23 protein-coding genes are annotated in these 18,530 nt (G+C 65.9%); 6 read left to right on the top strand and 17 right to left on the bottom strand.

Translation table 11 applies throughout. The annotated features are described in order from the left end of the window. Positions 1-25: 25 nt before the first annotated feature. From NO362_RS12275 to NO362_RS12250, 6 genes are all read right to left on the bottom strand, one after another. A complete protein-coding gene (locus tag NO362_RS12275) occupies positions 26-673 on the bottom strand; it encodes a HemK2/MTQ2 family protein methyltransferase (RefSeq protein ID WP_439331173.1) in 648 nt (215 codons plus the stop codon). Between the two features lie 38 nt (positions 674-711). Continuing rightward, entirely contained in the window at positions 712-1,908 is a 1,197-nt protein-coding gene (locus NO362_RS12270; protein ID WP_439331156.1) for a mechanosensitive ion channel family protein, read from the bottom strand. A 10-nt stretch (positions 1,909-1,918) separates the two neighbouring features. Next, positions 1,919-2,785, bottom strand: a complete 867-nt coding sequence (locus NO362_RS12265) for a 16S ribosomal RNA methyltransferase A (protein WP_256545496.1) — start codon at positions 2,783-2,785, stop codon at positions 1,919-1,921. 185 nt (positions 2,786-2,970) lie between these two features. Further along, entirely contained in the window at positions 2,971-3,615 is a 645-nt protein-coding gene (locus NO362_RS12260; protein ID WP_439331155.1) for a DUF655 domain-containing protein, read from the bottom strand. A 64-nt stretch (positions 3,616-3,679) separates the two neighbouring features. Then, the gene (locus NO362_RS12255) at positions 3,680-4,036 is read right to left on the bottom strand and encodes an RNA polymerase Rpb4 family protein (protein WP_121569384.1); all 357 of its coding nucleotides are present in this window, start codon (positions 4,034-4,036) and stop codon (positions 3,680-3,682) included. A 12-nt stretch (positions 4,037-4,048) separates the two neighbouring features. Next, entirely contained in the window at positions 4,049-4,339 is a 291-nt protein-coding gene (locus NO362_RS12250; RefSeq protein WP_121569383.1) for a 50S ribosomal protein L21e, read from the bottom strand. A gap of 148 nt (positions 4,340-4,487) precedes the next feature. Here NO362_RS12250 and NO362_RS12245 point away from each other — a divergent pair, with 148 nt between their 5' ends. After that, positions 4,488-4,772 carry a glycine zipper domain-containing protein gene (locus NO362_RS12245; RefSeq protein ID WP_256545495.1) on the top strand — a complete coding sequence of 95 codons (285 nt, stop codon included), beginning with the start codon at positions 4,488-4,490 and terminating at the stop codon, positions 4,770-4,772. 15 nt (positions 4,773-4,787) lie between these two features. Here the strand turns inward: NO362_RS12245 and NO362_RS12240 are convergent, their stop codons facing one another. From NO362_RS12240 to NO362_RS12205, 8 genes are all read right to left on the bottom strand, one after another. Continuing rightward, entirely contained in the window at positions 4,788-5,054 is a 267-nt protein-coding gene (locus tag NO362_RS12240) for an elongation factor 1-beta (protein WP_256289676.1), read from the bottom strand. Between the two features lie 3 nt (positions 5,055-5,057). After that, complete coding sequence (locus tag NO362_RS12235) at positions 5,058-5,237, bottom strand: HVO_2753 family zinc finger protein (RefSeq protein ID WP_081927459.1); 180 nt, start codon at positions 5,235-5,237, stop codon at positions 5,058-5,060. A gap of 45 nt (positions 5,238-5,282) precedes the next feature. Continuing rightward, positions 5,283-6,560, bottom strand: coding sequence for a tripartite tricarboxylate transporter permease (locus NO362_RS12230; protein WP_256545494.1), 1,278 nt, complete (start codon positions 6,558-6,560; stop codon positions 5,283-5,285). Positions 6,561-6,748: 188 nt separating this feature from the next. Then, the gene (gene rpl12p, locus NO362_RS12225; protein WP_256545493.1) at positions 6,749-7,087 is read right to left on the bottom strand and encodes a 50S ribosomal protein P1; all 339 of its coding nucleotides are present in this window, start codon (positions 7,085-7,087) and stop codon (positions 6,749-6,751) included. An 18-nt stretch (positions 7,088-7,105) separates the two neighbouring features. Next, entirely contained in the window at positions 7,106-8,158 is a 1,053-nt protein-coding gene (locus tag NO362_RS12220; protein ID WP_256545492.1) for a 50S ribosomal protein L10, read from the bottom strand. Next, entirely contained in the window at positions 8,155-8,793 is a 639-nt protein-coding gene (locus tag NO362_RS12215; RefSeq protein ID WP_121569377.1) for a 50S ribosomal protein L1, read from the bottom strand. Before NO362_RS12215 ends, NO362_RS12220 begins: the two co-directional genes overlap by 4 nt. Before the next feature lie 350 nt (positions 8,794-9,143). Further along, on the bottom strand, positions 9,144-9,623 hold the full coding sequence (locus NO362_RS12210) for a 50S ribosomal protein L11 (protein WP_256545491.1): 480 nt from the start codon (positions 9,621-9,623) through the stop codon (positions 9,144-9,146). A gap of 123 nt (positions 9,624-9,746) precedes the next feature. Further along, positions 9,747-10,811, bottom strand: a complete 1,065-nt coding sequence (locus tag NO362_RS12205; RefSeq protein WP_256545490.1) for a M20/M25/M40 family metallo-hydrolase — start codon at positions 10,809-10,811, stop codon at positions 9,747-9,749. A gap of 105 nt (positions 10,812-10,916) precedes the next feature. Here NO362_RS12205 and NO362_RS12200 point away from each other — a divergent pair, with 105 nt between their 5' ends. The 3 genes from NO362_RS12200 (at position 10,917) to NO362_RS12190 (ending at position 13,197) form a co-directional block, all read left to right on the top strand. Further along, positions 10,917-11,213: a hypothetical protein gene (locus tag NO362_RS12200; RefSeq protein WP_256545489.1), complete on the top strand. Its 297-nt coding sequence runs from the start codon at positions 10,917-10,919 to the stop codon at positions 11,211-11,213. Positions 11,214-11,389: 176 nt separating this feature from the next. Further along, complete coding sequence (mvk, locus tag NO362_RS12195) at positions 11,390-12,463, top strand: mevalonate kinase (protein ID WP_256545488.1); 1,074 nt, start codon at positions 11,390-11,392, stop codon at positions 12,461-12,463. Continuing rightward, positions 12,460-13,197 carry an isopentenyl phosphate kinase gene (locus NO362_RS12190; RefSeq protein WP_256545487.1) on the top strand — a complete coding sequence of 246 codons (738 nt, stop codon included), beginning with the start codon at positions 12,460-12,462 and terminating at the stop codon, positions 13,195-13,197. The genes mvk and NO362_RS12190 overlap by 4 nt, the downstream gene beginning before the upstream one ends. Positions 13,198-13,231: 34 nt before the next feature. On the opposite strand, the gene NO362_RS12185 is transcribed toward NO362_RS12190, so the two are convergent. The 3 genes from NO362_RS12185 to NO362_RS12175 all read right to left on the bottom strand — a co-directional run bounded on the left by NO362_RS12185 (position 13,232) and on the right by NO362_RS12175 (position 14,389). Continuing rightward, entirely contained in the window at positions 13,232-13,639 is a 408-nt protein-coding gene (locus tag NO362_RS12185) for a hypothetical protein (protein ID WP_256289668.1), read from the bottom strand. Next, on the bottom strand, positions 13,636-14,043 hold the full coding sequence (locus NO362_RS12180; RefSeq protein WP_256545486.1) for a hypothetical protein: 408 nt from the start codon (positions 14,041-14,043) through the stop codon (positions 13,636-13,638). Before NO362_RS12180 ends, NO362_RS12185 begins: the two co-directional genes overlap by 4 nt. A gap of 211 nt (positions 14,044-14,254) precedes the next feature. Beyond that, positions 14,255-14,389: a hypothetical protein gene (locus NO362_RS12175; RefSeq protein ID WP_256545485.1), complete on the bottom strand. Its 135-nt coding sequence runs from the start codon at positions 14,387-14,389 to the stop codon at positions 14,255-14,257. A 159-nt stretch (positions 14,390-14,548) separates the two neighbouring features. Between NO362_RS12175 and NO362_RS12170 the strand changes: the two genes are divergently transcribed. Together NO362_RS12170 and NO362_RS12165 are read left to right on the top strand one after the other, a co-directional pair. Continuing rightward, the gene (locus tag NO362_RS12170; RefSeq protein WP_256545484.1) at positions 14,549-15,469 is read left to right on the top strand and encodes a sodium:calcium antiporter; all 921 of its coding nucleotides are present in this window, start codon (positions 14,549-14,551) and stop codon (positions 15,467-15,469) included. A gap of 402 nt (positions 15,470-15,871) precedes the next feature. Beyond that, positions 15,872-18,439, top strand: a complete 2,568-nt coding sequence (locus NO362_RS12165; RefSeq protein ID WP_256545483.1) for a PAS domain-containing hybrid sensor histidine kinase/response regulator — start codon at positions 15,872-15,874, stop codon at positions 18,437-18,439. Positions 18,440-18,530 lie beyond the last annotated feature (91 nt).

Here is an 18,530-nt window from a genome sequence, read left to right as displayed (position 1 = left end):
TGCTAAAGCAGAAAATGCGTGATGGTTATTCGAGATCGGGTGCGGAATCGGATTCCGTCTGTGTCAGCGCGACCACCGAGAGCGACTCGAACGGATAAGACTCCTCGACGACGACCTCGTGGGCGAAGCCGCACGCTTCCGCGCGGTCGATCACAGCATCGTATCCTGTGAGCGAACTCACGAGCAACAGGACGACGCCGCCGGGTGCGAGGACGCGACCGACGGTGTCGAGGAACGGATCGACGAGTTCTCGGCCGGACTCCCCGCCCGAGAGCGCCTGCTCCATCCAGTCGTCCCACTCGTTTTCGGGATCGGTTGGGAGATACGGCGGATTGAACGCGACTGTGTCGAACGCACCGTCGGCGAACGGTTCGACGAGGTTCCCGCGCACCACGTCGAAGGTGGCGGCGTCGCGGCCGTCGATCGCAGACTGTTCACTCTCGTCCGCGTCGCCACCGCGGTCACCGAGTGCCCTACGACGCGCCGCCCGACAGGCGTGCGGGCTGAGGTCGCTCGCGACAACGTCGGTCACGGCGTCGACCTCGCGGGCCGCCTGTTCGGCGACCCACCCCGAGCCGGTACCAACCTCCAGGAACCGCCCGCGCCCACGCGCTTCGACGGCGGCGGCGAGGAGCCCGGAGTCCTCTGCGGGCTGGTAGACTTTCGTTTCCATCCCGCGCCGATCCGCGAGGTCCTGCTTCGTCTCCTCGCTCACGACGACTCACCCCCGTCGCTCGCCGCTTCCGCCGGCGGCGCTTGCTCCTCGCTCGATGCTGCTTCGGCGCCCGTGTCGTCACCCGCGAGGACGAAGCCGCCGGCCTCCTCCCGGCCGGTGAGTTCGCGCTGCGGGAACGGGATCTTGATGTCCTCGGCTTCGAGCGCTTCCTTGACCGCGCCGATGACCGCGGTCTGTGAGCGCCACTTCCGACGCGCGCTCGGATTGTCGATCCAGTACCGGACGCCGAGGACGACCGCGGAGTCGCCGAGTCGCTTGAGCACGACCTGCGGCGTCGGAACGCTCATCGGATCGTCGAGCCTCGACACCGCCTTCTGTGCGACTTTGGCAGCCCGTTCAGGATCGGCGTCGTAGTCGACGCCGACCTCGACTTCGATGCGGAGCCGTCCCTTCCGGCTCCGGTTGACGAGGCTCTCTGAGGAGACGACGTCGTTGGGGATCATCACGTACTCGCCGTCGAACGTCTGGATCCGGGTGTTGACGATCGTGATGTCGGTGACGATCCCCTCGTGCTCGCCGACCTGGATCCAATCGCCGATCTCGAAGGGGCGCGAGAACATCAGCACGAACCCGGCGATGAGCGCCCCGAGCGTCTGTCGGGCGGCCATACCGACGACGATCCCGAGGAATCCCGCCCCGACGAGGATGCCGCCGACGTTCACCCGCCACAGCGAGAGCACGATCGTGAACGCCAGGAGATACAGCGTGACCTGCCCGATCCGGAACGCGATCTCGCGCTCGTGCTCACCGAGTGAGGACCGCGTCTCGGCGATCTCCTCGATGAGCTGTCGGACGAGCCCCGTCATCGTGTACGCACCGATCAGGAACAGCAGCGAGATGCCGATCCGGACGAGGGTCTCCGGACCGTAGTTGTCGCCGAAAACGCCGAGCAGTTCCACCGAAAGCCCCCACACGGCGACGATCGCGACGCCGCCCGTCAGCGCCAGGATCATCGTGCCGAACGTTACGAAGACGTGCCACAGCGTCTGTGGGATCTGTTCGGGCTCGATCGCGTGGAGCCACTCCGTCCGTGCGAGCAGTGCCATCACCGCGACGCCGATGGCGAACGTGACGGCGATTCGACCGGCGGTCGACGGGACGAGTTGCGGGAGACCCGCGAGCGTACTGCCGACCCCGTCGGAGAAGATCTGCAGTGCGAGGAGGGGTCCCACGTGAGACACCTCAGCGGCCGTGTTCGTCGGCGATGGCGGTCAGTTCTGCGAACGCCGCGGGCGAGAGCGACCCTGCCCGGGCGCGGAGCAGGTCCTCGTCGACGTCTTCGACGGCGTCGACGACGGCCTCGGGGTCGGACAGCCCCGAGATGTGCGCGGTGTTGCGGATGCCGTTTCGGATCGTCTTGCGCCGCTGGGTGAAAAGCGCCTTCACGAAGTCGAAGAAGAACGCCTCGTCTGTGACTTCGTAGTCCGGTTCTCGGGGCTGGAGGCGGACGATCGCGCTCTCGACGGCCGGCGCGGGGTCGAACGCCTCCGGCGGCACGATCTCGACGACTTCGACGTCCGCGTAGTGCTGGGCGCTTACCGACAGCCGTCCGTAGTCGTCGGTGCCGGGCTCGGCCGCCATCCGCTCGCCGAACTCCCGCTGGAACATCAACACCAGCGGGCGCTGCGTCGGCAGCAGTCGGAAGGTGATCTCAGAGGAGATCCCGTACGGGAGATTCGCGACGCACGCGGTGAACTCCGGGAGTTCGACCTCCAGGGCGTCGCCTTCGATGATTTCTAATCGTCCGGCTTCGGTGTCGGCTTCGAACTCCTCGCGGAGGAACGCCGCGAGCGCGGGGTCGCGTTCGACGACGGTGACTCGCTCGGCGACGCGGAGCAGGCGATCCGTGAGCGCGCCGGTCCCGCCGCCGATTTCGAGGATGTGTGTCGTATCCGCATCCTCGGGGAGATACGTCGGAATCCGATCGAGCACCCGGTCGTCGATCAGGAAGTGCTGATCGCGGTCGGGGTCGCCGCGCACGCCGGCCCGACGGCGCAACTCGTCGGGGTCGCGAAGATCGGGCGCGGCGTCGGGCGTCGAATCTGTCATTGGCGTCGATTGCAGGCGGGCGCGTGTAAACGTCTCGGCTCGTGGTCTACCCAACTCGAACTATAGTAGCGTTTGCAACTGATTACACAACCGATCGCACGACTGCGTGCGATTCGATGCGTGAAGACTTGCAAACGCTACTGTAGGAAGTAGACGGCCGCCGAACGACTCTCGACGGCGCTGCGCTACGATTCGCGTCCGACGAACGTCTTGTACTTCAGGTCGTCGTCGCGGAGTTCCTCCATAATCCGCTCGGCGAGGATCTCTTTCGGCCGGTGGAGCCCCGAGACCCGTTCTTCGACGTCCTCGAAGCTCTCGAAGGGACCGCGCTTGCGCTGATCGAGGACGTTGTTGCGGAGTTTCTTCCCGATGCCGGGCAGGAGATTCAGTTGATGCAGCCGCAGCGTGATCGGCTGGGCGTCGTTGTAGAAGTCGACGAAGCGCTGCTCGTTGGCGTCGACGATCTCCTCGATTGCGTACTCCAGTTCGGCGTTCGCCGTGTTCGAGATGTCGCCGTACTGCACCTCTTTGAACCCCTCGACGGCGTCGCGGGCTTCCGTCGGGCCGATCACGACCCGGTCGCCGATCGAAATGTCGGCGTCGTCGCTCAGCGTGAGTTCGAAGAGACGGAAATCGCGCTCACCGAGCGCGTACGCGAGAGGAGACTTTCGGTGTCGGGGGCGGTCGTCGTCGGCACGGCCGTGCGGCAGGTGATCGAGAACGACCGCATAGCGCATCGCTGCGGCGTCCGTCTCGCCCTGCGCGCCGGAGTCGTCGCCGCCTTCCGACTCGTTCGCGTCGTCGGCGTCTCCGCTCTCGGTCGTGGTCATACGATGACGTACGCCCACGGCCTATTTAAATAGTTGGCCGACGGCGACGAACCGTCTGCTCGGATTAGACGTACTTCGCGACGACGTTCAACACGTCGTCGAGTTCCTCGCCGCTCAGGGCGTACCGTTCCTGTGCGTACACTGCGCGGAGTTCGTCCCGGCTCTGCGGGAGGAGGTCCGCGATCTTGATCGCCGTCGGGGCGTCGACCTTCTCCAGTTCGAGTAGTTCCTCGACGAGTTCACGCGACTCCTCGGGGTCGAGGTGGGCGAACCGGTTCACGTGTTCGACGGCGCGAGCCAGTTCGTACTGGAGTTCGCGCTCCTCGTCCGCGGCACGCTCGGCTTCGACGTCCTCGAGGAGTGCTTTGACTTCTGAGACGGTCAGATACTCCTCGTCGACTTTTTCCTTGAAGATGGTCATCGGCGGAGCGTGTTACTCCTGGGCGCGCAGGTGAGCGGGACGAGTGATGAGGGTCTTCTCTTTGCCGCCGTCGACGATCTGGACCTTGAACGCGCGGCCCTGTTTGCCGACGACCTCGCCCGTGTGTCCGTTGAAGCGCGGGTGGAAGCGGCCTTCGCGCACGCTCGGGTCGATCTTCAGGTGGACCTTCTGACCTTCGTCGTACTCCTGGATCGCGCGCTGCGGCGGCGACGTCCCGCGGTCGCGCGGCTTGTTCGAGAGCTTTCCTCGCGTTCCGTGAAGTGGACCGTTGGAACTCGGCATAGTCGTTGGAGTCAGTACTTTCGACGCGGTTATAAAACGCACGTTCCCGTCTCGTGAGCCCGCGCCGTTTCTGGGTCTATCGCACGGGCTTCTGTGAGGCTGGGAATCGCCGACAAAACCTAAAACGGAGGCCGTCGTAATATCAGGTATGGCACAGCAATACGCATCAGGCGGCCAGCTTCCCGACGAGGTCGATGCCGCGCTAACCGATGGAGACGACGGATCGTCGCACAGTGACTCGAGTTCGCGTCTCGAACAGTTCGGGATGGGCGTCGCCGTGAGCATCCTCCTCGGAGCACTGCTCGGCGTCGCGGCCGTGGCGAGTCTCAACTTCGGTGCCGTCCCCCTGTTCGTGGCGCTGGGGCTGGGCTTTCTCGTCTCGCCAGTGGTCGGTGTTCTCTTCTTACAGCGATACGAGAGAAAGCAGGCGTAACCGCAGTCGCCGCTTTTAGATTCGGCCGACGTTCTCGACGGAGACGCTTTCGACGCCGTCGACGTCGGTGAACGCTTCTTCGACCGCTTCCGTTCCGCCGGCGTCGTCGGGAACGATCACGGTGGGGAGCAGCGCGACCAGCCCGAACGCGACGTCGTCGCGTTCGAAGCCGTTGATCTTCGCGCCCTCGGGGAGCGACTGTTCGAGTCGCTCCTGCAGTTCGTCGAGGTCGATTTCGGGGCTGTTCGGCATCACCTTGATCTTAGCGGCTACCTTTCCCATCGTTCAGGGTCCCATAAACCCACAGTCGGGGCATTCATAGAGGTTGCTCTGCTTTCGGCACTTCGCACACCGCGAGATCTCGTGGCCACAGTCCGGACAGTTGAACGTTGCCGCGCTCATGCCGGAGATGTTGATGCCACAGGACACGCACTGCCGGGCGTGTCGCTGCTCGGACTGGCTCATACACTACAGCACCCGTCCGCGACTTTTAACGGTTGTCTTTCCCGCTCATCCGAGAACGATCGGGCCGAGGAGCACGTTCATCAGGTGCACGCGTCGCGCGCCGACGCGCGGCGGTATCAATCCGACGAGCGCTGCGAGACAGAACACCGCGTCCCCGAGGACGCCACCGAACCCGAACGCCAGCGCGACGAGCAGCCCGAGCACGGCGACGACGAGCGGCCGTCGCGGGAGCACGCGCACGAGACGGAGATACCGATCACCGAGAGTGACGAGGACCACAATCCCGAGGCTCGCGGCCAGCGCGATCACGACCAGCATATCGAGGAGGCCGAACGGGACGCTCGCGGCTTCGCCCGTACTCGTCGCCGTCGTCCGCCCCGCCACGCCGAGCGAGGTGAGCGCGACGGTGACGCCGCTCCGCGGCGCGCCGAGGACGGCCAGCGACGCGACCGCGAATACAGCTGTCGCCGTGTCGGCACCGCTCGTGGCGACGACGTACGCCCGATCCGAGCCGCGGCCCGCCGGCCCGCTCCCTCCGGAACCACCGAGGGCGAGGACTGCTGCGACACCCGCGGAGACGCCGGGGAGATATCCGACGAGCGCGCCCCCGCCGACGCCCGCGAGGCCGGCCCGGAGTGCTTCGAGCCGCGATAGTCCGAGCGTCACGCCGTCCTGTGGCGGGATCGACCCGTGCGCGTCCAGCGCGTCCAGTAGCACCGGCGCGCCGAACAATCCGCTGAACAGCGGAGCGAGCATCGACGCCGCTCCGTCGGGTGACAGCGGCCCCGACACGGGGAGATCGAGCGTCAGAAGTCCCAGTCCGGTTGCGAGTGCCACACAGAGGAGGGCACCCAGCCGACTCCGACGCGTCGGCTCGGCGAGGACGAGCAGCGCAGTGACGCCCGCGAGTAGCACTGGGAGAGCGGCGAGCAACCACTCGCGGCCGCCGGCGACGACGTGCGACAGCGGAAGCGCGACCCCGACAGCGACGAGGAGCGCGATACCGCTCCCGAGCGCGGAGAGCCGGATCGCCTCGCGGCCGCGACCGGCCAGCACGAGTCGGTGTCCGGGGAGCGCTCCCGGTGCGGTCGCGGCGTCCGGGACGCCGAGCACGAGTCCGGGAACGACCGAGAGGAACGTGTGCACGACGCCGGCCGCGAGAACCGCCGCGCCGACGGCGGCCGGCGGTCCGTCGATGCTCGGTGCGACGCCGACGAGGACGAACGCGACGCTGTTGACGTGGAGTCCCGGGACGAGCCCGGTGAGCGTGCCGAGTCCCACGCCCAGACACGCGTACGCGAGTATCGTTGCCGGCGTCGCCATCGCGACGGAGTGGTCTCGGACTCGTATTTGAACGTTCGCGTCGAACGGGGCGCTGATGACGGACGTCTGGATACTGCGACGGATCGCTGTCGCTCAAGCGGGAGCGTCGAAAGAAATCGGATCGAAAGACGAGTCGGCGCGACGTCCGGATCGGACGGTCGGCGTCGTCGGCTTTGGGCGTATCGGAATTAACCGAAGAGGTTGCCGAGACCCTCGCCGGAGGCCTCTTCGTCCTCTTCTTCTTCGTCGGCTGCTTCCTCGGCTTCCTCTTCGGCTTCTTCCTCTTCCTCGCCCTCGTCAGCGGCCGCGGGCTCGCCGCCAGCGGCGCCGCCCGTAGCGGGTGCGGGTGCGGCGGCGGCCGTCTCGACGGCCTCCTCGATGTCGACGTCCTCGAGTGCGGCGACGAGCGCCTTCACGCGGGACTCTTCGACGTCGACGCCAGCGGCGTCGAGAACTGCGGTGACGTTGTCTTCGTTGATCTCTTCGCCCGATTCGTTCAGGATGAGAGCTGCGTAAACGTATTCCATTGTCGTATACCTCGTGTGTTATCCGAACATCGCGCCGAGTCCTTCGGCACCGTCGTCGTCATCGTCGTCGTCGGTGTCGTCGGCGTCGGCTTCTTGTTCGTCAGTGTCTTCGTCGGCCGATTCCTCTTCTGCGTCCGCTTCGGCCGCCTCCTCGGCAGCCGGTGCGGGCGCCTCGACCCCCCGGAGTTCCTCCGGGAGTGCCTCGTCGTCGTCGATCTGCGCCGCGAGCGTGCGGACCTGGGCGTCGGCTTTCGCGACGAGGTCAGGCAGCACGTCGGGGTCCTCGATGGCGGCGAAGAGCCCGAGGGCCTTCGCGTCGCCAGCGGCCTTCGCGAGTAGCGTCGGCGTGGACTGCGCCGTCGGGATCGTCGCGTTGACCGCGAGGTTCCGTGCGGCGGCAGCGGCGGACTCGATGTCCGCGCGGTACTCGTCGACGTCGATCGCGAGTTCGTCCGGCTCGAAGAGGACGCCTTCGGAGAAGACGCCGCGGAGGTCGAGACCGACCTCCTTCGGCTCGATACCGAGCTCGGAGAGCACGCCTTCGAGTTCTTCGGAGACGGGCTCGCCGGCTTCGAGGACTTTCGAGTCCTCGGTGACCTGGATCGAACCGTCCATAATGCGCGCGGCGGCGCCGACCTGCTGCAGCTCGCCCACGAACGGACCGGGGTCGACGCCCGTGTCACCCTCGGGGATGACGATGTCGTTGGGCGCGACTTCGCCGGCACTGATCGGTGCGGGCGTCTTCGACGCTTCGAGCTGTTTGTAGAGCCCGAACGGGTTGTCGTTGGTGCCGACGAGCGCCACCTGGCCCGAGACGTACTCGACGAGTTCTTCGAGGCCGTCGTCGACGTCTTCGAGCGCGCGGACAGCGAGCGTGTTGCGGCTCATCCGCAGTTCGGCGCTGCCGTGAAGGTCGCGCCGCATACTCTGTAGCTGGCGGCTCGGGATGCCGGCGACGTCGACGACGCCGACCGACTGGTAACGCTCGAGGAACTCGACGAGTTCGGCGACTTCCTCGCGCTTCCACTCGGGGATCGTCTCCGTTCGTCGGGCGGGTGCGCTCTCGCTCATGCGGGCACCTCCACGGACGGTCCCATCGTCGTCTTCACGTACATCGAATCGATGTTGAGGGGACCCTTCTCGAGGTTCGCCTCCAGACGACGGATGATGACGTCGATGTTGTCCGCGATCTCCTCGGAGTCCATGTCCTGTGCACCCACGCGGGTGTGGAACGTCCGGCGATCGCGGGAGCGGAGTTGCACCGTGTTCTTCATTCGGTTCACTGTCTCGACGACGTCGTCGTCCGGCTGGAGCGGCGTCGGCATCTTACCGCGCGGACCGAGAACCGTCCCCAGGAAGCGGCCGATGTCCTGCATCATACTGGCTTCGGCCACGAAGAAGTCGGTCTCGTCGGCGAGGTCTTTTGCCGCGTCGGTGTCGTCTCCGAGTTCTTCGAGGTCGTCGCCGTCCAGAACTTGGTCGGCGGCCTCCTCGGCTCGGAGCGCGGTTTCACCGCTCGCGAACACGACGATCTGTGTCTCCTGGCCCGTGCCGCTGGGCAGAACCACAGACTCGTCGACACGTTTCGACGGGTCGTTAAGGTCGAGATCGCGCAGATTAACGGCGAGGTCTACCGTCTCACGGAAGTTCCGTGGGGGTGCCTCGTCGAGTGCGCGAGAGACTGCGTCAACTATCGTATCTGCCATTATTCACCTCCGTAGTACGCAGGATTGCTCCTACGGGTCAGTGAAACAGGCGTCTGCCTGTCTCGTCGAATCGAACGGGAATGGCGGACTTAAGTCCGTCGAAGCAGATCCCACGTACCGGCCGTTTTCGGGCGCGAAACCCCGTATTCGTGGGAATAGTCGACACGGTGGAACGCGGCCGCACCGGTTCCGATGCGGCGGTCGCCCGACGGTCCTGTGGCGACGGTCGGGCGTCGAGAGACGCGCCGCTCGCGACCGATCGAACCGCAGAGAGAAAGGCGTCCGCAGTGAGTGGGGTCACGGCAACAACGCACCGTGCCCGATTCCGTCGGGGGAGTCTGAACCGCGAGTTACTCGTCGGCGAAGACGTCGTCGTACTCGCCGTCTTCCATCCGCTCTTTGAACTCGCGCGGATCGTTGCCCTCGATCGTGACGCCGAGGGAGGTACACGTACCGACGACCTCCTTCGCGGCGTTGAACGAGTCGTACGAGAGCAGGTCAGAGGACTTCTGCTCTGCGATCTTCTTCACCTGTTCGACGGTCAGATCGGCGACGAAGTTCTCCTGGGGTTCACCCGATCCGGTCTCGAAGCCGGCCTCGTCCTTGACGAGTTCGGCCGTCGGCGGAACGCCGACAGAGATCGTAAAGGAGCCGTCGTCCTCGTACTCGACGGTGATCGGGACTTCCATCCCGTCGAACGCAGCCGTCTCGTCGTTGATCTGCTGGACGACGTCCTGCACGTTCACAGGAGTCGGTCCGAGTTCCGGACCGAGCGGCGGACCAGGGTTCGCCTCCCCGCCGGGAACGAGTACTTCGATAGTTCCAGCCATACCTCACAACACCCTGCGGCGACTTTTAACGGTTTTCTTTCGCCCGAACGGCCGTGTGAGGGTACGACACGCCGCTCGTTCTCCGCCCAGCGGACGATCGACCGTCCGTGCTCCCCGGACGGCTCACAGGTCGAGGCCGAACGGAGCGGCGTCGACGGCCGCGGCTGCCATCGCCCCGAGAAGTTCGCCGACGGCGTCGAGGTCTTCGGTGTCGACGACTTCGACGGGCGTGTGCATATAGCGGTTGGGGATCCCGACGTTCAGCGCGGGGATGCCGCTGCGAGCGGTGTAGAACGCGTCGGCGTCGGTCCCCGTTCGGGTCCCGGTCGCCTGAAGTTGCACGTCGACGTCGACGTCTTCGGCGGCGTCGCGAGCGAGGTCGACGAGCGACGGGTGGTTCGCGCTGCCGCGGGAGACGACCGGTCCCGCGCCGAGTTCGACGGGACCGGTGCGTTTGCCCGGGATATCGGGGTTGTCGGTCGCGTGCGTCACGTCGACGGCGATAGCCGCGTCGGGGTCGAGGTCGAACCCGACCATCTTCGCCCCCTGGACGCCGACTTCCTCCTGGACCGTACTCACGGCGTAGACTGTCGCGTCGACGTCGGCTTCGGCGGCCGAGCGAAGCGCCTCGGCGGCGGCCCAGATCCCGACGCGGTTGTCCATTCCGCGCGCGGCGAGTCGCGTCCCGTGGAGCGGGCGGACGCGCGTTTCGACGGTCACTGGATCGCCGACTTCGACGAGGTCGTGCGCCTCGTCCTCGCCGTCGGCCCCGACGTCGACGAACTGCTCGTCGATGTCGTCGTACTCCTCGCCCTCGTAATCGCGCAGGTGGATCGCTGTCTGCCCAATGACGCCGGCGACGGGGGTCTCGGCGTGGACGGTGACGTGCTGGCCCTTCGACACCGTCCGATCTGCGCCCCCGATCGCGCCGATCCGGAGGAAGCCGTCCTCGGTGATGTCGCGGACGATGTAGCCGATCTCGTCGGCGTGGCCGGTGAACGCAATGGAGACGTCGGCGTCCTCGCTACCCTCGTGGACCGCGACGGCGTTGCCGTACTCGTCGGTCCAGACCTCGTCGGCGAACTGGCGCACGTAGTCGAGCCACACTCGCTGCCCGACCGCCTCGAATCCCGAGGGACTGGGCGTCGTCAGCAGATCCGTCAGAAATGCGTGTTTATCGTCGTCCATAGGCCTGCTCCGATTGCCTGACACCTGAAACCACCGGCTCTCGGTCTCGCTCTCGGACCCATCCCCACAACGGTTATGCCTCGTGTCGGCGTATCGAAACGTGAGATGTCAGAGAAATCGTTCACGTTCTTCGAGATTCATCTGCACGACGGCCTCAGCTTCGAGGCGACGAACACCGCACCCGCGATCGGAGGTTCCACTGACGACGAGGGCAGCGCGTCGTCTGACAGCGACGCGAACGAGGACGCGACCGACGAATCGAGCGGGATGTGCCCGACCTCCGGCGGTCGCCTGCTCGGTGCGCTAGTCGCGGTCGGTTTCCTCGTCGCGCTCGCCGCCGCAGCGAAATACCTCCGCGGAGACGACGAGGTGACCGAAATCGACGACTTCGTCGAGGAGTAACCGATCTGTCGGTTCCGTTCTTACTGTCGGCTCCGCTCCTACCGTTGGCTCCGTTCCTGCTGTCGGTTCCGTTCCTGCTGTGACTCTGTTCCGGCTGTCGGATTCTCTACCACCATCGGATGCGTCGCTCGTTTCCGGTCGGATAGCTTAAGCGGGACCCCCGGTATTCCTCCCCTATGATCGTCTCCAGCGCCCCCGGGAAGGTCTATCTCTTCGGGGAGCACGCGGTCGTCTACGGCGAACCGGCGGTCCCCTGCGCGATCGAGCGCCGGGCCACAGTCACCGTCGATGCCCGCACGGACGACCACATCCGAGTCGAAGCGCGAGATCTGAGTCTCGACGGCTTCACCGTCGAGTACGCCGGCGACACCGGCTACCGACCCGACGTCGACGTTCCGGAAGGGCTCGTCGACGCCGCGGTGGGCTACGTCGACGCCGCCGTCGAACAGGCCCGTGACGCCGCAGACGCACCCGACGCCGGCTTCGACATCACCGTCGAGAGCGAGATTCCGCTCGGCGCGGGGCTCGGCTCCTCGGCGGCCGTCGTCGTCGCCGGCATCGACGCCGCGACGCGGGAGCTCGGCGTCGAGCTCGCGCCCGAGGAACTGGCCGACCGCGCCTACCGCGCGGAGTACGACGTCCAGGACGGCCAGGCCTCGCGCGCGGACACGTTCTGTTCGGCGATGGGCGGCGCCGTGCGCGTCGAGGGCGATGACTGCCGACAGATCGACACGCCGAACCTCCCGTTCGTCGTCGGCTTCGACGGCGGCGCGGGAGACACCGGCGAACTCGTCGCGGGCGTCCGGACGCTCCGCGAGGAGTACGATTTCGCGGCCGACACCGTCGAGAGCATCGGCGACATCGTCCGCACCGGCGAGTCGATGCTCGCCGACGCCGACCCCGACTCCGAACCCACCGACGAACTGCTCTCCGAACTCGGCCGGCTGATGGACTTCGATCACGGGCTACTCGAAGCGCTCGGCGTCTCCTCGCGCACGCTCGACAATATGGTCTGGGCCGCCCGCGAGGCCGGGGCCCACGGCGCGAAACTCACCGGCGCGGGCGGCGGCGGCTGCATCGTCGCGCTCGACGAGACGCCGGAGACGCGGACGGCACTGCGCTACACCGCCGAGTGCCGCGACGCGTTCCGGGCCGAACTGGACCGCGAGGGCGTCCGCGTGGAGGAGTCGGGGCCGGACGCGAGCGCGCGTTCCGACGCGGAGCCGAACGCGGAGGGTGAGCGCCGGTGACGGTCGTCCTCAAACTCGGCGGGAGCGTCGTCACCGACAAGGAGACGCCCGAGACCGTCGACGACGCCGCTCTCGACGCGGCGGTCGAGACGATCGCCGCGGCCGACGTCTCCCGGCTCGCTCTCGTCCACGGCGGCGGGAGCTTCGGCCACCACCAGGCGGAGAAACACGGCGTCAGCCTCTCGGAGGGGAGCCACGACGTCGCGGGCGTGTGGGCGATCCACGACGCGATGCGTCGCCTGAACGACGAAGTCATCCGGCGGTTGCAGGACGCCGGCGTCCCGGCGCTGCCGGTCCACCCGTTCTCCGTCGGGGCACGCGACGCCGACGCCGACCTCGTATTTCCGCTCGATTCCTCGGCGACGATGCTCGACGAGGGGTTCGTTCCCGTCCTCCACGGCGACGTCATCGCACAGGCGGACGCGGGCGCGACGATCATCAGCGGCGACGAACTGGTCACACGGCTCGCGAACGGCCTCGACGCCGACCGCGTCGGGCTCTGTTCGACCGTGCCCGGCGTCTACGACGACGACGGCGAGGTCATCCCCGAAATCACGGCTTTCGACGACGTCGCGGACGCGCTCGGCGGCTCCGAGTCGACGGACGTGACGGGTGGGATGGCCGCGAAAGTCCGTGCGCTCCTCGAACTCGGGGCGCCGGCGCACGTGTTCGGTCCCGACGCCCTGGAGACGTTCCTGGCCGGCGACGCCGCTGGAACCGTCATCAGCGGGTAGCGCCGCGCGGCTACGGAGAAGAATCGGGAGTCTGTCAGGCCCCGGGAACGCCCAGAGCCGACACGGCGCTGATGCCGAGCAGTTCCAGGGCCGCGAGCGTGACGACCGCGGCGGCCCAGGCAGCCGCGCCGGTCACGCCCGCCTTGACCCAGCCGCCCGGGTAGCGCCAGCGGATGACGCTGACCCAGCCCGCGAGCGCGAGCAGCGAGCCGACCAGCGGGATCCAGGCGAGCAGCGCCCAGACGACTGCACCAAGGAGCGCCGTGAGGATGGCGTGTTCGAACGTCAGGCTGGCCGTCCGCCGCCGAGAGACGACGTGTTCGGCCGCGACGTGGATCGCCGCCCCGCCGATGAGGAGACTCACGGCGAAGACGACGAGCCCTTCGAGGGGATCGAATCCGCCGGCCAGCGGCGGGGGTCCGGCGTACTGGAGAGCGATCATCGGTATCGAGATTCGTCAGCGGGGTGTTCAGCGGCTGTGTCATCGCTGCTTGGACTGTCGATCGCCTGGCCGAGCGGCTCACCGAGCGTCCCGGCCAGCGACTGGCGGATCAGCGAATGGATCTGCGCGACGCGGTCCGGGACCGGGTCGGGGAGGTCCGCGCGGGGACCGTCCCCCGACGCGGCGTTCGCGTCGTGAGGTGTTTCCGACGCGATTTCTGGTCGGTCGGCCGCTCGGTCAGCGGCTGCTGTATCGGCTCCGTGGGTGGCTTCGCTGTGTGCGTCGGCGGCGCCGTTCGTCGAACCGGCTGCGTCGGTCGGCGCTGCACCGGGCACAGCCACGGCCGCTCCCGTGGTGAGCATCAGTGCTGCGAGACCGATCGCGACGATCGTCTGGAGTTTCATCGGTGGTGCCTCCGGTCCGCTCTCGGTGCGGATGGCATATCAAAGGTGAAAACGGTGCGTGCGGATTTCAGCAGCTTCGGACCCGTTTCATCCCGATTAAGTCCGCTTTCTCCGGTTTTGCAGCCGGCGCCCTCTCCCCACCGGGAAACGGCGGGGACGAGTCACAGCGAAGCGTAGCGCGCAGACCTGACGCAGCGCGCCGGGCTGTCGGTCACTCCTGCAGTTTGCGCCACTCCCGGTCGATGAATGCCTTACAGGAGCGTGCGGCATCGCTCTCCGGGCTCGGCAGTTCGCCCTCCTCGAGCGCGTCGTCGTCCCCACCGCTGGACTGCTGTGGCCCCGTCATATCCGCTGGTTCGGTCTATTCGTGTTTTACTCTCACTTCGGTTCTTGTTTTCTTGGAAGCAGCCCCCACCTCGTAGCACCGTCCCCGTCTCGGAGGACCGGCGTCCGTCGCCGTCGGCGCCCACCTTTTACTCGGATCGGAGCGTCTGTCCGATATCGGATGCTCCTCGAAGTCGCCGGCTTTCTCGCCGGCCTGGCGCTCCTGTTGGTCGGTGCGGACCGTACCATCGACGCGGCCGCGGAGTTGGCACTGTACTACGGGGTGCCGGCCTTCTTCATCGGCGTCACCGTCATTTCGATCGGGACGTCGATCCCCGAGATGACCACTTCGATCTACGCGTCGGTCTACGGCGCCGGCGACCTCCTCGTCGGGAACATCGTCGGGTCAGAGACGGCGCAGATCACGCTCGCGATCGGCGTCGTCGCCTTCATCGCCCGGATCGAAGCCGAGCGACGGAACGTCCTCGTCTACGGCGGCGCGATGATTCTCGCGATGGTGATTATGATCCTCGTTCTCGAAGACGGGGAGATAATCCGCTCTGAGGGGGCGCTGATGATGCTCGCGTACGTCGCGTTCATCCACGACCTCTACTCGAACGAAGGCGGCGGAGAAGTAACGAAAGAAGTCGCCGAAGAGCAGACACCCCCACAGCGGGCGATTCCCTGGATCGTCGCCGGGATCGCGCTGGTAGTCGTCGGCGGGTATCTGATGGTGACGAACGGGATCGCCATCGCTCGACTCCTCGGCATCCCCGAATTTCTCGTCGGCCTCCTGACCGGTCTCGGAACCACCGCGCCCGAAATCGCCGTCGCCGGACTCGCGGCCAAGCGCGGCGAGGCCGGCATCTCGGTCGGTTCTCTTCTAGGAAGTAACATCACTGATCCGGTGTTCTCGCTGGGCATCGGCGCGCTCGTCGCCGACGTGGCGGTCACCAACTCACAGACCGTGTTCGTCTCGACCGGGTATATGCTGGCCGTCTCGTTGGCCGTCCTCGGGCTGATGTACTGGCAGCGCGGCATCGACCGGCGAGGTGCAGTCGTGTGCGTGCTGCTGTATCTTCCCTCGTTCGTGCTCTTCTGATCGTTCGCAACTCGGCACGAGGGGCTGTATGCGGTGTCAGAGTTATCAGATACAAAAACTAGTTGACCAGATTTAATACGTCTGTCTGACACGGAAGCGTGTATGCGTACCCGGTCGACTATTCTCATCGTTGGGAGTCGGTTCGCAGTTGAGGGGGCAGATTCCAATAGATGATAACAGTCCCGACGACAAGACGTCTTTCCCCGCGGCGGTCACTCGGTGACGACCACCGGCCCGTGGCTGGACGTAGCGCGACAACTCCACCGGTCGAGAAGCACCACACAGGGGTCGCTGCGATACCGACTGGGCGTCCCCAATCTCCCTCGGCACGAGCGCTGCTCCGCGCGTCGGCGTTCCGTCTCCGCGAGGATGCATAACCGGGACGGCGGTCCGAAAAACGGTGTGCTCGGCCCGACCAGTCAGAGCGGCCAGATCCGCGTGCTGTGCGTCGCAGCCGACCCGGTGTGCGACCGTCTACAACGAGAACTCGACCGCGGGAGCGGAGAGGTCCTCACAGAGACCGCACCGAACGCGAGGGTGGCCCAAACCCGTCTCGACGGCCGATTGGATTGCGTCGTCAGCGAGTATGAGCTACCAGAATGGAACGGCGTCGAACTGCTCGAAGCCGTCCGCGAGCACTACAGGGAGCTCCCATTTATTTTGTTTCCGGACGCCGGGAGCGAATCCGTCGCGAGCGACGCGATTTCGGCGGGCGTCTCCGACTACGTCGAGCAGGGAGCTGGCCAGTTTGAGGTGCTATCCGAGCGGATCCGACAGCACGTCGAGCAGAGCCGAGAATACACGAAACTGGAGGCTCATCTCAGACAGGCACAGGCCGTCGCGGACCTCGGTCGCTGGGAGTTTGACCCCGGCGAGGGCCGGCTGTACTGGTCTACGGAGGTTGCGCAGCTTTTCGGGACGGACGGTCGAACTTCGCTACGGCACGAGAAGTTCCTTGAGTACGTGGATCCCGAGGATCGGGCACGCGTCGCGGCGGAGTGGAACGCAGCTCTCGCTGGCGACGACTACGATATCGAATATCGGATCACCACTGCTGACGAGGAGACACGCTGGGTCCGGGACCGTGCCGATTTCATAGGTGATGACGAGGGAACACCAGAAGTCGCACTGGGTGTCATCCAGGATGTCACCGAGCGAAAGGAACGCGAGTCCCAACTCCAGATGCAGGCCGAAGCGATGGAAGCGTCTATGGAGGGTATCTCCATTCTCAGCCCGGACGGCGAGTACGTCTATATGAACGAGGCCCACGCCGACATATTCGGATACGACCCTGAGGACCTTCTCGGTCGGTCGTGGCAGATCCTTTACGACGACGACGAGGGGGCTCGCTTGGAACGGGACGCACTTGCAGCGGTCGCCGAGGCAGGGGAGTGGCGGGGCGAGGCCGTCGGCCGGACCAGGGACGGCGCGTCGGTCGCCCACGAGGTGACGATCTCCCGGCTCGAGGACGGACGCTTGATCTACACGAACAGCGACATCACCGAGCGGAAAGAACGCGAACGTGACCTCCGGCGGTTCAAGCGGGCCATCGAAGCGTCGTCACACTCCGTCTACATCACCAACACCGACGGAACTATCGAGTACGTCAACCCGGCGTTCGAGGAGACGACCGGATACGCGGCCGAGGAGGCGGTCGGGCGGACGCCCCGGATCGTTAAGTCTGGCGAACACGACGACGCGTTTTACCAACAGCTCTGGTCGACGATCCTCGGCGGCGAGACGTGGCACGGGGAGCTTATCAACCGGTCGAAAGGAGGCGAGCAGTACGTCGTCAACCAGACGATCGCACCGGTGACCGACGACGACGGTGAGACGACCCACTTCGTCGCTATCAACGCGAACATCACCGAAATGAAGGAGAAACGCGACGAACTCCACCAGCTCAGGCAGGCCATTGACAAGGCGGAGACGCCGCTTACGCTGACTGACCCCAATACGGCGGACAATCCGATGGTCTACGTCAACGAGGCGTTCAAAGATCTCTGTGGGTACTCCGAAGACGAATTACTTGGGCAGAACTGTCGGATGCTCCAGGGCCCCGACACGGATCAAGAGACGGTCGATGCGCTGCGGCGAGCGGTCGATGAGGAGGAGCCGATCACCGTCGAGATACGTAACTGCCGGAAAGACGGAACACTGTTTTGGAACGAACTCACGGTCACGCCTGTCTACGACACCGAAGGGCGACTCGTAAGGTATCTCGGCACCCAGCGGGAGATCACCGACCGGAAAGAACGGGAACAGCATCTCCAGGTTCTCGATCGAGTCCTCCGCCACAATCTCCGGAACGATATGAACGTAATCCAGGGGCTTGCAGACACAATCCGAACAGACGCCGCCGACCCGATTTCGACCCGCGCCGAGTCCATCATCGACAAGAGCGAACAACTCCTGAACACGGCAGAGAAGCAGCGAGCCATCACCAACGTGCTCTTAGAGCGGCCCACGAACGACCCCGTCGAGGTAGACGTGCTCGTCGAGCGCGTCATTGGGATGGTCGAAGAGGAGTATCCCGAGGCATCCATCGCGGTCGACTGCTCGGGCGAGCGCCCCGTCGTCCCCTCTCCTCGCATCGGCCTCGCGCTTGAAGAGTTAGTCACGAACGCTCTCGAACACAGCGACCGGCCCGCTCCGACGGTCGAAGTCTCGGTTACGCGGCACGGCGAGCAGATCCGGATCGACGTCGTAGACGAGGGGCCGCGGATCCCCGAAATGGAGCGCCAAGTGAGTACTCAAGGAGAAGAGGTTGATCCACTGTACCACGGTAGCGGGTTGGGGCTGTGGCTCGTCCACTGGATCGTCACCCGAGCTGACGGGACCGTCTCCTTCGAACAGAACGAACCCCGTGGAAACCGCGTGCGGATCGAACTCCCGCACGAACCACACGGACGGGTCCTGCGCGGCGGCCTGCGTGCCGCGACGGATCCTACAGAGTCCAGACAAGACTGATCGGCGGCCGCCGCAGGGTTCGGTTCGAGCCGCCTCACGTGCACGGAATTCCCGGTCCCTGAGAAGTCTCCGCATAACTATTGCAGTCGTC

This window comes from Halobellus inordinatus, assembly GCF_024498335.1.
Lineage (GTDB): Archaea > Halobacteriota > Halobacteria > Halobacteriales > Haloferacaceae > Haloquadratum > Haloquadratum inordinatus.
The sequence above is the reverse complement of the archived record's forward strand: the minus strand, read 5'-3'. Positions and strand labels throughout refer to the sequence as shown.

Bases quoted from the DNA above. Each gene is read 5' to 3' on its own strand.
- NO362_RS12235 (WP_081927459.1), bottom strand. From the start codon at position 5,237: ATGAGCCAGTCCGAGCAGCGACACGCCCGGCAGTGCGTGTCCTGTGGC.
- NO362_RS12220 (WP_256545492.1), bottom strand. From the start codon at position 8,158: ATGAGCGAGAGCGCACCCGCCCGACGAACGGAGACGATCCCCGAGTGG.
- NO362_RS12250 (WP_121569383.1), bottom strand. From the start codon at position 4,339: ATGCCGAGTTCCAACGGTCCACTTCACGGAACGCGAGGAAAGCTCTCG.
- NO362_RS12240 (WP_256289676.1), bottom strand. From the start codon at position 5,054: ATGGGAAAGGTAGCCGCTAAGATCAAGGTGATGCCGAACAGCCCCGAA.
- mvk (WP_256545488.1), top strand. From the start codon at position 11,390: ATGATCGTCTCCAGCGCCCCCGGGAAGGTCTATCTCTTCGGGGAGCAC.
- NO362_RS12260 (WP_439331155.1), bottom strand. From the start codon at position 3,615: ATGACCACGACCGAGAGCGGAGACGCCGACGACGCGAACGAGTCGGAA.
- NO362_RS12265 (WP_256545496.1), bottom strand. From the start codon at position 2,785: ATGACAGATTCGACGCCCGACGCCGCGCCCGATCTTCGCGACCCCGAC.
- NO362_RS12185 (WP_256289668.1), bottom strand. From the start codon at position 13,639: ATGATCGCTCTCCAGTACGCCGGACCCCCGCCGCTGGCCGGCGGATTC.
- NO362_RS12230 (WP_256545494.1), bottom strand. From the start codon at position 6,560: ATGGCGACGCCGGCAACGATACTCGCGTACGCGTGTCTGGGCGTGGGA.
- NO362_RS12210 (WP_256545491.1), bottom strand. From the start codon at position 9,623: ATGGCTGGAACTATCGAAGTACTCGTTCCCGGCGGGGAGGCGAACCCT.
- NO362_RS12245 (WP_256545495.1), top strand. From the start codon at position 4,488: ATGGCACAGCAATACGCATCAGGCGGCCAGCTTCCCGACGAGGTCGAT.
- NO362_RS12200 (WP_256545489.1), top strand. From the start codon at position 10,917: ATGTCAGAGAAATCGTTCACGTTCTTCGAGATTCATCTGCACGACGGC.
- NO362_RS12175 (WP_256545485.1), bottom strand. From the start codon at position 14,389: ATGACGGGGCCACAGCAGTCCAGCGGTGGGGACGACGACGCGCTCGAG.
- NO362_RS12275 (WP_439331173.1), bottom strand. From the start codon at position 673: ATGGAAACGAAAGTCTACCAGCCCGCAGAGGACTCCGGGCTCCTCGCC.
- NO362_RS12205 (WP_256545490.1), bottom strand. From the start codon at position 10,811: ATGGACGACGATAAACACGCATTTCTGACGGATCTGCTGACGACGCCC.
- NO362_RS12215 (WP_121569377.1), bottom strand. From the start codon at position 8,793: ATGGCAGATACGATAGTTGACGCAGTCTCTCGCGCACTCGACGAGGCA.
- rpl12p (WP_256545493.1), bottom strand. From the start codon at position 7,087: ATGGAATACGTTTACGCAGCTCTCATCCTGAACGAATCGGGCGAAGAG.
- NO362_RS12170 (WP_256545484.1), top strand. From the start codon at position 14,549: ATGCTCCTCGAAGTCGCCGGCTTTCTCGCCGGCCTGGCGCTCCTGTTG.
- NO362_RS12180 (WP_256545486.1), bottom strand. From the start codon at position 14,043: ATGAAACTCCAGACGATCGTCGCGATCGGTCTCGCAGCACTGATGCTC.
- NO362_RS12255 (WP_121569384.1), bottom strand. From the start codon at position 4,036: ATGACCATCTTCAAGGAAAAAGTCGACGAGGAGTATCTGACCGTCTCA.